Origin of the sequence: Lysinibacillus sp. Ag94, from assembly GCF_023242215.1 — a bacterium.
In the GTDB taxonomy this organism is placed as follows: Bacteria; Bacillota; Bacilli; order Bacillales_A; family Planococcaceae; genus Lysinibacillus.
Map to the genome: position 1 here is coordinate 3,301,215 of NZ_CP096780.1, position 13,112 is coordinate 3,314,326.

The following is a 13,112-nucleotide window of genomic DNA, read 5'->3' on the forward strand; positions in this document are numbered from 1 at the left end:
TACTAAAAGAAAGGATTTTATGAAGTATGAAAAATGAACTTGAAGCAACCACTTTACAAACTTTACAAACAGAATTAACACGCTTCTTTTTGCTCTATAAATTTGCCCTGCAGGAAATTGAAACGAAAATAACTATTTTACAAGAAGAGTTTAAGCTCATTCATGAATATAACCCGATAGAGCATTTATCAACTCGCGTAAAATCACCGAAAAGCATATTATTGAAGGTCAAGAAAAAGAACCTTGAGCCATCTATTGAAGCGATTCGAGAAGATATTCGTGATATCGCAGGTGTTCGAATCACTTGCTCCTTTGTAGAAGACATATATAAAGTGAGTGCAATGCTACAGGCACAAAATGATATTGAAGTTGTGGATGTAAAGGATTATATTGCCTATCCAAAGGGAAATGGCTATCAAAGCTTGCATCTTATTATAAAAATCCCTATTTTTATGTCCGATCGTATGGAAAAGGTCTATGTCGAAATTCAAATTCGTACAATTGCCATGGATTTTTGGGCCAGCCTTGAACATAAAATCTATTATAAATACAACAAGGAAGTACCTGAACATATCCGTTTTGAATTGAAGGAGGCTGCTATTCAAGTAGCTGAGTTGGATCGAAAAATGGAGCGACTTAATAAAGAAATCAATATTCTAAAAGCAAACGAAACAGAATCATCGATTTTAGAAACTACCCCAATTGCACATTTAGCACAATATATTTATCAACTACCCTTTGATTATCCATCTGAGAATGATGAAGACTAAAATCAAAAAGGATACTGAACTAGTTTCGGCATCCTTTTAGTTTGTCTACATGAAAATCAATATATTAATGTATATCAATAAACAAAGGTTGATTTTCACTCCGAGTTGGCGCTTTCAGCAGGTGTCCCACTCTCCGTGAAAAATCAACAGCTTCTAGACATTAGTATGCATAACTAGTAAGGGTGATTTCCTTTACAGGCTTCTCTCGACGGTAAGCTGCTACGTTAGCACTACACCTTAACAAATAAAATACATCTTTCTGTTATTTCGCTATATCATTATAAATTGGATTGCCTGCCAGAAGATACATGTTAAATGAAGCGGCTCATCGGACGCCCCCAGGAAGCTTTGCTCTGTGCGAAAGCGAAGCGTCAGCTACAAATGTTTTCTGTAGCGAAAGCGAAGCGTCAGCTACAAATGTATTCTGTAGCGAAAGCGAAGCGTCAGCAACAAATGTTTTCTGTAGCGAAAGCGAAGCGTCAGCTACAAAGCGCCTAGCCGGAACGGAAATCTACCCCTCGCTTTGCCGAAGAGCTCTAATTTGACACATTAATTTAATTGTTTAGCAACACAAAAGGATGCCAACGTAATTTTGGCATCCTTTCAAATTATTTTAGTTAAATCTCTGAGCAATCATATCATAAATATAACGTGCTTGATCGTATTCTGGCTGTAACGTAAAGGCTTGTTTTAGGTGGTACATAGCATCTTCTGTTTGCTCAGTAGATATCGCATATAGTACACCTAAATTATAATGTGCATCTGCGTTATTCCAATCCTGTTCGATCAAATAGTCTAATTCCTTTTTACCTTCTTCGAACATTTCTAGCGCACATAGCACGATGGCATATGCTAGACGAATTTGTGTGTCTTCTGGTGCAAGCTCTGAAGCTCGTTGTAAATAAGGCAGTGCAAGCTTCGGACTTTCCATTCGTTCAAAGCATTTGCCCATCATATAATACACATCTGCGCCTTCAATTTTATGTTTTAGTGCTTGCTCATAAAGCTTTACTGCTTCCGCATATCGTTCCACATTATAATATAAATTTGCTAAACCATAATAAGCAGTTGCTGCCGTTTCATCAACTGTAATTGCTTTTTGAAAAAAACGTTCTGCACGTTCAGTATCCTCTAAGACCGCTAAAAGATTTCCGAAGTTCACATAACCAATTGGGTTTTTAGGCTCTGCTTCAATTGCTTGTGTAAAAAGTTGTGCAGCATCCTCATAGCGCTTTTCTTGAAACGCTTGAATGCCCTGCTCGTTAAAATCCATTGTTATTCCTCACCTCTATGTAGCGAAAGATTGCCTAAACTCTATACGCTTTAGCAAAGAGTATGAGCAATCTTTTCGCAAATTAACCTACATATGTTAGTTTTTCATTATTTTTAAATACTTCGTCGATTGTACCGCCACCTAAACATTCTTCACCGTCGTATAGTACGACAGCTTGTCCAGGTGTAATCGCTCGTACTGGCTCAGCAAACGTAATATGTGTACGTCCGTCCTCTAAAATTTCCACTTCTACTGGTGTGTCTGTTTGACGATAACGGAATTTTGCTGTGCATGAAAATTTCCCGGGCAATTTTTTTGTCGAAGTATAGCTCATTTTCACAGCAGTCAGTGAAGTTGAAAATAGCGAATCATTATTGAAGCCTTGTCCAACTAGTAACACATTGCGCGCCAAATCTTTCCCTAACACGAACCAAGGTTCACCGTCGCCACCAATTCCAAGACCATGACGTTGACCAAGCGTATAGTACATTAATCCATCATGCTGGCCCATTTCGACACCATCCATTGTCTCCATCTTACCAGGTTGCGCCGGTAAATATTGACTTAAAAATTCTTTGAAATTACGCTCTCCAATAAAGCAAATTCCTGTTGAATCTTTTTTCTTCGCTGTAGCTAATCCAGCTTCCTCCGCAATTTTACGGACTTCTTTTTTCTCAATATGTCCAATTGGGAACATTACATGCGATAACTGTTCCTGCGATAATTGGTTTAAGAAATACGTTTGATCTTTATTATTATCTATGCCTCGAAGCATTTTAACTTCGCCTTCGCCACTACGATCAACTCGAGCATAGTGACCTGTCGCTAAATAATCTGCTCCCAGATTCATCGCATGCTCTAAAAACGCTTTAAATTTAATTTCCTTATTACACATTACATCAGGGTTTGGCGTGCGTCCCGCTTTATACTCTTCTAAAAAGTATGTGAAAACCTTATCCCAATATTGTTTTTCAAAATTCACTGCATAGTAAGGAATCCCGATTTGATTACATACTTTAATAACATCATCATAGTCTTCTGTAGCTGTACAAACGCCATTTTCGTCTGTATCATCCCAGTTTTTCATAAATATCCCGATTACTTCATATCCTTGTTGTTTTAACAAATATGCAGCAACCGAAGAATCTACCCCACCTGACATGCCGACAACAACACGAATTTGTGAGGGGTCACGTGTTTCTTTCATTATGGTCACCTTTTCTTTTATTCAATTTCTATTAAATATATAATTTTTTTGAATCATTACCAAAACGAGTGATTGATTTCCGTTCCGACTGGGCGCTTTGTAGCTGACGCTTCGCTTTCGCTACAGAAAACATTTGTTGCTGTCGCTTCGCTTTCGCACAGAGCAAAGCTTCCTGGGGGCGTCCGATGAGCCGCTTTTGTTGCTGCCGCTACGTTAACACTACGCTTTCGCACAGAAAACATCCGCTTCGCTGCAGGGTCTCGGGCCAACAGATGTTTTTTGCGCGAAAGCGTGAGTGAAACGTAGCGGCAGCAGCACGATGTTGGTCACGAAGGCGTTATCACAGGATGTGATGCTTTTAGCCTTCGTTCCTCTATTGCTAATCCCCAAGGGGTCGCCTAGTCTCCACTCCAATCAACTTATTTACATAGTAGACGTTTTAACAAAAGTCACCCACAATTTTTTGGTTATAAACCCGATTTTTAAAAGATGTGTTGATTAATCCTATTTTTACACATTCGAATTAATTCGAAGAGGCTGATTTCTGCTACGGGCTACAAATAGTTAAAAAGGGAAAATATTAGAAAAATAGCAACAAAGCTCAATAATAAACCTATTTTAATCAACACGCCTAAATTTATCAGCAAACTACTTTTTCGCGAGTCTTTTCACTATCGCTGCTGTTTTTTCTGCGGCATGTTGTACATCATCTTCTGTTAAACCTTGACCAAAGCTAAAGCGGATTGAGTTACGTAATTCCTCTGCCCCTTGTCCAAACATCGCAACTAAAACGTGTGAAGGGTCAATGGAACCAGCAGTACACGCAGAACCACTCGATACACAAATACCCGCCATATCAAGATTTACTAAGAATGACTCTACTTCCATACCAGAAAAACTTACATTTAAAACGTGTGGGAGCGTATTGTTTAAATCCCCATTCATATGAAAGGCTAGTTTTTCTTTCGTGAAAACATCCAGCAAAATTTGCTTAAAGCGATTGTATAGTGCGCGCTTTTCTTCTCGCAACTCATTTGCAATTTGCACTGCAGTCGCAAAACCAATCACTGCAGGCACATTTTCAGTACCTGCACGACGTTTTTTCTCGTGTGCTCCCCCTAATGCATAACTAGTGTATGGTGTCCCAGCTTTTTGGTATAGGAAACCAATACCTTTAGGACCATTAATCTTATGAGCAGAAACACTTAATAGATCAACATGGAGATCTGCAACATTAATTGACTCTAAACCATATGCCTGAACGGCATCTGTATGAAAAATAGCTTTATGTTCACGTAACAAGTCACCAATTTCAGCAATCGGTTGAATCGTACCAACTTCATTATTGCCGTACATAATCGTTACTAAAATTGTATCCTCTCGCAATGCATTTCGCACATCTTCTACAGAAACCCGGCCATTCTCATCAACCGGCAAATATGTCACGTCAAAGCCATCTCGCTCAAGCTTTTCACAAGTATGTAACACCGCGTGATGTTCAATTTGTGTGGTAATGATATGCTTCCCTTCAGCAGCCCGTGCATAAACAGTACCAAAAATAGCCGTATTATCCGCCTCTGTTCCGCCACTTGTTATAATAATTTCTCCAGGCTGAGCACCAATTGATTGGGCAAGTATTTCACGTGCATTATCTAAATATTTACGTGCCTCTCGACCTATCCCATGAATACTTGATGCATTCCCATAAACTTGTTGCATTGCTGTAGTCATAGCGTCTATTACTTTGTCATTCATTGGTGATGACGCTGCATGATCAAGATAAATATATGAATTCATGTTGAAAACTCCTTTGTACGAAAAGCGCTAAAGACTCATCTCTCTACCTCATGGTAGAGAGATGTGCTTTAGCCTAATTTTAAATATAGAACATATAGCCTTCTGCTACATTTTCCTCAGTATATTGAGCTAAATCCTCAATTGTCGTTGTATCTAATACATTTTTCACAGCATCACGAATGCGGAGCCATAACTCTCGCTGAGGTGCTTCTTCATTTTCAATACCTTCTACAGGTTGAATTGGACCCTCTAACACGCTAATAACATTAGCCGCTGAAATTTCACTTGGTGGATTTGCTAGCATATATCCACCATATGCACCGCGTACACTTTTCACTAAGCCTGAATTACGTAATGGTGAAACTAACTGCTCCAAGTATGCCTCAGAAAGATCCTTTTCAGCAGCAATTTTGCGTAATGGGATAGGTCCTTCACCATAATGCTTTGCTAATTCAATCATAATCGTTAGACCATAACGGCCCTTTGTAGAAATTTTCATTTTATCACCCTCAAATAGTCTAGTCAAAAATACTACCAACAGTATATCATAATCTCCTCTCGAAGAACTCGGAAATACACTTGGAAGGTTATGATATACTATTTATTGCACCTTAATATAATTAGGTAAAATAATTTATAACGCTTCATTCTAAGCACAAAAAACAAAAATCATTGAAATCAGCTGAAAGGGGGAAATTTTAATGCATAATGAACCACTCGCTTATCGTATGCGTCCTTTAACCCTCGATGAAATTGTAGGACACCAGGATTTTATCGGTCCTAACACCGCTCTTTATAAAATGATTCAAAATGAACATGTTCCATCCATGCTGCTATATGGTGAGCCAGGTATCGGCAAAACATCAATAGCGAATGCCATAGCAGGAAGCTCGAGGCTCCCCTTTTTCGCGCTTAATGCTACTCGTGCTGGTAAAAAAGACGTCGAGGATATTGTACAAGAAGCTAGAATCTCAGGAAAAGTCCTTCTTTTTTTGGATGAGATTCATCGTTTTAATAAATTACAACAGGATGCTTTGTTGCCACATGTTGAAAACGGCTCGATCGTGTTAATTGGAGCGACAACGGAAAATCCGTACCATGATGTCAATCCCGCTATCCGCTCCCGTTGTGGAGAAATATATCAGCTAAAACGTTTAACGAACGAAAATATAATCGAGCTTCTAAAAAAAGCACTTTCTGATGAAAGGCGCGGGCTAGGTAAATATCACTTTATAGTAACAGATCATCAAATTAATCAAATTGCTGAAGCAGCTAATGGTGACGCACGGAAGGCATTAACTTTGCTTGAATCAATTTATTATGCAAGTGATGAAGTAGACGGTCAAACAATCGCTGCTGATCATATCATTGAGCATCTTGTAGGCAGAATTGGTGTTTATGGTGATAAAAAAGGATCCCATTTTTATAATTTGCTATCTGCATTACAAAAATCAGTTCGTGGAAGTGATACGAATGCAGCAATGTATTATTTAGCTCATTTATTGGAAACAGGTGATTTAGTAGCGGTTAGTCGACGCTTACTAGTGATGGCTTATGAAGATATAGGCCTTGCCAACCCTGAGGTAGGACCGCATATGCTTGCGGCTGTACAAGCGGCAGAGCGTCTAGGGCTACCAGAGGCGCGTATTCCGCTTGCAAGTGCTATTATTGAAATGTGCCTTGCGCCTAAATCCAATTCTGCAATTGTGGCGATTGATGCCGCCATTGCCAGCATTCATGCAGGAAAAACAGGCGATATTCCACATCATCTACGCGATGCTCACTATGAAGGGGCAAAAGATTTAGGTCATGTAGGCTATCAATATCCCCACAACAGCCCTATCGGAACATTTGGTGGATGGGTAGACCAGCAATATTTACCGGATGAGCTTGTAGGCACAGAATTTTATAAACCTGTTATTGCGGGTGAAGAAAAACGAATGGCAGGAATCTACGAAAAGCTTAAATCTTTTCATAAGGATAAAAAATAAAAAACAATAAGGCACTTCAATTTTAACAAGAAGCGCCTTATTTTTTTATTTTATTACTTTCGCTAAAAACTGGACTGACTTCTAAACAATCATCCTGTGAAGGTTGCCTTATTGGTTGTGTAGCGTGTTTCGTAAAATCGGTTCAATGCATCTTCCACATCTTTCATCAATGGCTGTCTCGTCGTTTCTTTCTCCTCTTTGTCCTTTTCGATTTCATGTAAATAATGAAGAAAATTGTAGGTTTGATAGAGTAGACTAGCAAATTCCTGGGCGTTCTCCCGGACTTCAGAACGAATTGCTTTTACAGCAATAGCTTGACCAATGGATTGCTCTCTTGATGGAGAGGTTTGATCATCTATATTATCATTAATTGTTCTATATAAAAATTTTAATGACTCATATACTTCCTTGTTATCACTAAAACGTTCCTTTATCCACAATAAGACAAATTGTAATAGGACAATGGCATAAATAAGTGACAGACACTCATCTCCAAAAGATTTTTTGGACAAACGTTTAAAGGAGTCGTCTTGTGTCACAACTTCGAATATAATTAAACGAATTGGATACAAGAGCGCATGTCCGCTGTTGATATATAATTTCTCTCGATCTTTATACATAGCGAACCAAAAATCCCTTACTAATGAGATAGACTTCCTTGTTGATAGGGCTAATTGACATTGGGTAAGCTCATGTTCAAGTGTTTCTTGTATAAGCTGTCGAAATAGAAGTTCCTCACTCTCACTTACTAATAAGAGCGGTTTTTCTAATTTCGCCAAATCGATTTCGATACCGTTTATTAACATTGAACTGCCCCTTTCCTATAGATTCATACAGCACGGAATAAATCTTTATCATCACCATAACGTATAGTTATTTCCGTTACTATTGATGCTAATGCTTGCAAATAGATTTGCAATTTTTAACTATATTTCGACAAAAATTTATAAATACCTTTTAAGCAAAAAGTCCTTTTTTATTTTTACACACCTAAACTTTATCACTACAATAACGGACTTCACGGTCTTCGTTCAATAGTCTATTAACATTTACAAAAAAAAATCTGCAATACTTTAAGAACTTGAAACCCAATTACCCTCACAAAGCAGTGTACTGTAAGAATTGGCGAATCAACCGCAAAAAGTAAGCAGATTCTAGTTGCTATATTATTTTAAAAAAATGTTCAAGCACTCTTGAATTATTGTGTCATTTCATTATTAACAAATACTTTTAATTGTTGTAAGCATTGTTTGACTGCACCTTTTTGTTCAAGCACAGCATTTCGTAATGATGATGTTTTCTCTTCATCCCCTACTACTTCACGATAAAGCGCAAAAATTGCTGATAATAATTGTTCATTCTCTTCTTGGTCAATGCTAGGTAAAGAATAGGCAGCAATCGTTAATAATTGCTCAACTTTTTCAGGTGTTTTTTGTAACTCATTGGATGAATAATACGTTGATGCCGCTAAAAAGTAGCACAGCTTTGCGCAGCAATCTATAAACAAATGCCAATATGTATTGGCACTTGGTAATTCACCCGCTCTATTGTCCAAATACTCTTTATAAAATGTTGTAGCTTGTGTATATAAAGGATTTAGTTCTCTCATAGCCTTTGGATAATTATTAGATGTATCCAAATAGTCAAATACAATATTATTCATTTTCTCCTGAAGTTTTACAATGTCTAAATGATCACGAATTACTTGAATTTCCATTTTCCCACTCTCCCATATTGTCATTTGTTTTCTAAACGTCATTCCTACTCCCCTAGGCAGTCCTGCACATCCAAACAAACTTTTTCATCATCTATTGGAATTATTAAAATTATAGCAATAAACCAAATAAAGAAGTGGGTACATGAAAAAAATAAGACAATATAGTGAATTATTAGCATTTTGAGCACCGAATGCGAACTATTTTGATAGAATTATATTTTTTGTACATAATCATTAAATAAAGATTGCTCTTTCGTTCGGTCAATAATTTCTATAATACTTCCTTGAGCATATTTTTTTATTCTTTTTTGTGGCATATAAAAATAGGCCGTATTTGTAATTAACCACTCACTAAGTGTTAGCTCACTACCTGGCTGTTGATTTGTCAATATACGTTTATGTCGAAGTATATCCGCCATTTTATAAAAACCATCTGATAGCTCGTAGGCCGAAACATCAAAATTAAAAATAGGACTAACAACTTGTCCAACATCAAAAATGTGAATGGTTTGCCCTTCTTCATCAATAGCTAATTCTACTGTACTAATTTCATCGAATAGATTTAAGCCCCTATATTCCATTTGATAGATTTGCTCCACAATAAAAACGCCTCCTTTAATAGGTTCTACAACAAATGTTGAAGGAGTCGTAATATGTCTCTTCAACATAAAATGTATAGATATTTTACTAAATATCGTAGCTCCCCTTTTTACAACGTTCCTATTGTAACATAGAAAAAGTAGCCGTCTGCAAACGAGACAGCTACTTCCATAAAATGGCCAATCACCATTACCGAGGGTGATTTCGTTCCGCTTTTATTTTATCGAAAAGTTATTTAAGCTTATCGAAAAAATTATTGTTAATTTAACGATGAAGTTTTTGACACAAACACTTGTAGCTGCCGCTATAGAAATATTAGCCTTGTACACGTGTAATTTTTACATCTTTTAAGATTGTATTCACTACCCAGCTGGCAGCAATTAAGCCTGCCACTGAAGGAACAAAGGCATTGGAAGATGGAGGCATTTTTGCTTTACGGATAGCTGCATCCGGTTTTCCGACATGCTCTACGACATCTGGACGAACAACAATAGGACTCTCATCTGAGAACACGACCGTTACTCCTTTATGAATACCATCCTTACGTAATTTTGTACGGATTACTTTAGCCAATGGGTCTGTATGCGTTTTAGAAATATCTGCAATTTTAAACCGAGTTGGATCCATTTTATTGGCTGCACCCATGCTAGATATCATTGGAATATTACGCTTTAGACATTCCTTCATAATATGAATTTTATACATCACAGTGTCACTTGCATCAATGACATAATCTATGCCCTGTGCGAAAAATTCCTCATATGTTTCCTCCGTGTAAAACATATGCATATCAATTACTTCACATTCTGGATTAATATCAGCAATACGCTCTTTCATGATACCTGACTTAGATTTTCCGACCGTTGAAAGATAGGCAACTAATTGACGATTAACATTCGTAATATCTACATTATCCTTATCCACCAAAATAATGCGGCCAATACCACTTCGTGCACAAGCCTCAGCAGCAAATGATCCTACACCGCCTACACCAAGAATGGCTACCGTTGTATTTTTTAATTTTTCGAGTCCCTCTGTTCCTATTGCGAGCTCATTACGTGAAAATTGATGTAACATCCTTACACTCTCCGTCTATTGAATTTTTAATACGCTTTAACGGGCAATAATATAAAGCCCGATTGATGATCAGCGTTGGATAATGCATCCCACTAATCACTTTATTAGTAAACCTAGTTAAATACTAAGATAAAATCAAACCTATCTTACATTTTATTACGATATTCATCAAGTAAAAATTATAACTAAAAAAATTAAGTATTCCTACTAAATCAATTATGCCATGCATAATTATCTCTGTCGTACAGATAAACAATGCGTCTCGTATTCGCTTTGTGCTTTAGCATGCGGATGTTTTTTGCACGAAAGCGTAACGGCGTGATGCAGGTCAGTTAGCTGTTATCACATGAATACAATGATTTTAGGCTAACATCCTTTAGTAACTCCTTTGCAATTCCGTGACATCCACTGAAAGAATTTATGTAAAGTTTGATAATGTTTACAGCTTAAAGTAAAAAATTTAGGCAATTGAATAAATCGTCATCCAATTGCCTTTAGTCTTAACACTATTCTTGTTCATAATTTTTGGAGAAACATGCTGCAAAATCTAAGCCGAGCTGGGCATTTATTTGCTTAAAAGCCGCAATTACCGCCCCGCCGATCGGTTGTAAAACTGGTGCCATAAATTGCAATGGTATTTTGTCAGCCTGTGCGAATTGCTGTAATTTCGGTAAAAAATATGCTTCATTATTAAAAACGCCACCGACTAATACAACAGGCACGTCCCCTTCCTCCCAAGTCATATGAGCGTAACATGCTTTAATCGCCACATAATATTTCTTACAAGCATCTTCAATAATCTGAATAGCAACACGATCACCTTCTTCTGCCGCATCGAAAACATATTTACTTAACGGTGAAATCACGGTCCGAGGATGCTCTTCTCCATATATACACTCTATTAATTGTGGTACATTTTCTACAGAAAAATAACGCAATATGACAGCTGTCAAAGCTGTTGGGTCTCCGCGCCCATCATAGCTTTGAAAAATAGCCTTCAGCACTTGAATACCTAAATCATAGCCACTGCCCTCATCATCAAAAAGATAACCCCAGCCGCCTACTCTATGAAAGCGTTGCTCACGATCGTAGCCCATTGTAATAGCGCCTGTCCCTGCAATTTGCACAATACCTGCCTGCCCAAGTGTGCCTGCATAAAGTGCAATTAGAGCATCATTATCAACAATCACATGAGCTGTCTTAGGAACGTATTGACGTACGATCGATTCTACAACTTCTTCAGCCTGTAGCTCCTTAACGCCAGCCATGCCAGCAAAACAACTATCTATGGCAGCAAATACTTGCGGATTTTGTTGTTGCAAATTTTGTAGTATATCATGAAGCGTTGACTTAAAAATTGGAATACCCATAGCAGTTGGGTTACTGCGAGTCGTTACGACTTTAGCATAAACATTGCCCAATTCATCACAAATTACTGCTGACGTTTTCGTTCCACCACCGTCAATCGCTAATACAATCATTTCCTTACTCCTTTCTCGTCAATTTCACCTTAGCTGTTCCTCAAAAAAACATCTGCTTGCTAAAGATAAAAAAGGATTAAGCACTATCACTAATGGCTTAATCCCTTCTTCTTTCACCATTTCGTAAAGCCAAATGATGCCCAAGGCTGAATATGTGCTAATAAAAATTGTTCTTCTTCTACAACTCTTGCCACAACATTTGTCGATCCAGCATTCGGCATTTCCTTTAAAACAATTTGTAGCTCACCCTTATAACGTACATCTAAATTATTATCGATTGTCACATCGCCCAATTTTAATAGATCGGTATCATGTACAGGGAAGTTACCATTTTTATATTTAACACGAGATTGCGTACTCCGGATCACATAATCCGAAACATCACCACGATTAAAATGGGGCTCCTTAAAAAGGATGGCTTCTTCTAAAATAGACGTTTCAATTGACTGCTCAACCTTCAGCTCTAGCTTATCGCGATTTAATTGACCTAACGCACGTAGTTCTTCCTCGGAAGCATACATATTGCCGATAATACAATCATCTATTAAACCAGTGTGCCATAAATCCTTTGCTTGTACAGTAATTGGAAGATGACGATGCTCTTCTAATGTAGGCAATCCATGCTCTGTTTCTTCCCAAGGTCCGAACATCGCATGCTGTGATGAAATCATGGCTGCTGTACGAATATGATTTGCTTTAAATTTTTGAGATGTTTGTAAAAAATGTTGGCGTGATAAACCTGTGAAACGTCTCGGATAAAAATTATGACAGCCAATAATATTATCTTTATTCGGTTGATAGGATAATATATTTTCTACATATTTAGTACCGTTACTAATATTTAATTCTATTTTTAAATTACTTGCATCGAGCGACATAAACGCTTCTTCCTGGCCAGAAAAACCCATATCTAAGCGCAATGCCGCTAAATGATAATGCTCCTTAAAGTAACCGATATCTTTATACGTTAAGCCTAAATCTTCAAAAACAGCTGGTGCAATATCAGCAGAAATTTCAAAGCCAAGCTGCTGCCCAAATTTATTGATTTGTTGTAATTTTTGTCGTTCCTCATCGTTATTTAAGGACATAAGACATGTAAATATTCGATCAAAACCATTGTCATGAGCGAGCTGAACATATCGCTTCATATCGTCTAGTGTACTATGCTGAGGATATAGTGAAATCCCTAATCTTTTCAA

General features: G+C 37.5%; 13 protein-coding genes. 3 read left to right on the plus strand and 10 right to left on the minus strand.

Annotation, left to right across the window (positions count from 1 at the left end):
• Positions 1–26: 26 nt before the first annotated feature.
• Positions 27–770, plus strand: a complete 744-nt coding sequence (locus MY533_RS15300) for a GTP pyrophosphokinase (RefSeq protein WP_248716642.1) — start codon at positions 27–29, stop codon at positions 768–770.
• 315 nt (positions 771–1,085) lie between these two features.
• Positions 1,086–1,268: a hypothetical protein gene (locus MY533_RS15305; RefSeq protein ID WP_248716643.1), complete on the plus strand. Its 183-nt coding sequence runs from the start codon at positions 1,086–1,088 to the stop codon at positions 1,266–1,268.
• A 115-nt stretch (positions 1,269–1,383) separates the two neighbouring features.
• Here the strand turns inward: MY533_RS15305 and MY533_RS15310 are convergent, their stop codons facing one another.
• The 4 genes from MY533_RS15310 to cymR all read right to left on the minus strand — a co-directional run bounded on the left by MY533_RS15310 (position 1,384) and on the right by cymR (position 5,546).
• The gene (locus MY533_RS15310) at positions 1,384–2,043 is read right to left on the minus strand and encodes a tetratricopeptide repeat protein (RefSeq protein ID WP_248716644.1); all 660 of its coding nucleotides are present in this window, start codon (positions 2,041–2,043) and stop codon (positions 1,384–1,386) included.
• A gap of 82 nt (positions 2,044–2,125) precedes the next feature.
• Positions 2,126–3,250, minus strand: coding sequence for a tRNA 2-thiouridine(34) synthase MnmA (mnmA, locus tag MY533_RS15315; RefSeq protein WP_248716645.1), 1,125 nt, complete (start codon positions 3,248–3,250; stop codon positions 2,126–2,128).
• A gap of 648 nt (positions 3,251–3,898) precedes the next feature.
• Positions 3,899–5,047, minus strand: a complete 1,149-nt coding sequence (locus MY533_RS15320; RefSeq protein WP_248716646.1) for a cysteine desulfurase family protein — start codon at positions 5,045–5,047, stop codon at positions 3,899–3,901.
• Between the two features lie 79 nt (positions 5,048–5,126).
• Positions 5,127–5,546 carry a cysteine metabolism transcriptional regulator CymR gene (cymR, locus tag MY533_RS15325; protein WP_132356936.1) on the minus strand — a complete coding sequence of 140 codons (420 nt, stop codon included), beginning with the start codon at positions 5,544–5,546 and terminating at the stop codon, positions 5,127–5,129.
• A gap of 202 nt (positions 5,547–5,748) precedes the next feature.
• Between cymR and MY533_RS15330 the strand changes: the two genes are divergently transcribed.
• Positions 5,749–7,038 (plus strand): replication-associated recombination protein A, encoded by a 1,290-nt coding sequence (locus MY533_RS15330; RefSeq protein ID WP_248716647.1) that lies wholly within the window; start codon positions 5,749–5,751, stop codon positions 7,036–7,038.
• An 89-nt stretch (positions 7,039–7,127) separates the two neighbouring features.
• Here the strand turns inward: MY533_RS15330 and MY533_RS15335 are convergent, their stop codons facing one another.
• From MY533_RS15335 to MY533_RS15360, 6 genes are all read right to left on the minus strand, one after another.
• Positions 7,128–7,844 carry a hypothetical protein gene (locus tag MY533_RS15335; protein ID WP_248716648.1) on the minus strand — a complete coding sequence of 239 codons (717 nt, stop codon included), beginning with the start codon at positions 7,842–7,844 and terminating at the stop codon, positions 7,128–7,130.
• A 392-nt stretch (positions 7,845–8,236) separates the two neighbouring features.
• Entirely contained in the window at positions 8,237–8,797 is a 561-nt protein-coding gene (locus tag MY533_RS15340; protein ID WP_248716649.1) for a hypothetical protein, read from the minus strand.
• Positions 8,798–8,967: 170 nt separating this feature from the next.
• Positions 8,968–9,354: a hypothetical protein gene (locus MY533_RS15345; RefSeq protein WP_248716650.1), complete on the minus strand. Its 387-nt coding sequence runs from the start codon at positions 9,352–9,354 to the stop codon at positions 8,968–8,970.
• Positions 9,355–9,670: 316 nt separating this feature from the next.
• Complete coding sequence (locus tag MY533_RS15350; RefSeq protein ID WP_248716651.1) at positions 9,671–10,432, minus strand: tRNA threonylcarbamoyladenosine dehydratase; 762 nt, start codon at positions 10,430–10,432, stop codon at positions 9,671–9,673.
• 506 nt (positions 10,433–10,938) lie between these two features.
• On the minus strand, positions 10,939–11,913 hold the full coding sequence (locus MY533_RS15355) for an N-acetylglucosamine kinase (protein ID WP_248716652.1): 975 nt from the start codon (positions 11,911–11,913) through the stop codon (positions 10,939–10,941).
• Between the two features lie 113 nt (positions 11,914–12,026).
• On the minus strand, positions 12,027–13,112 hold the full coding sequence (locus tag MY533_RS15360; protein WP_248716653.1) for a DUF871 domain-containing protein: 1,086 nt from the start codon (positions 13,110–13,112) through the stop codon (positions 12,027–12,029).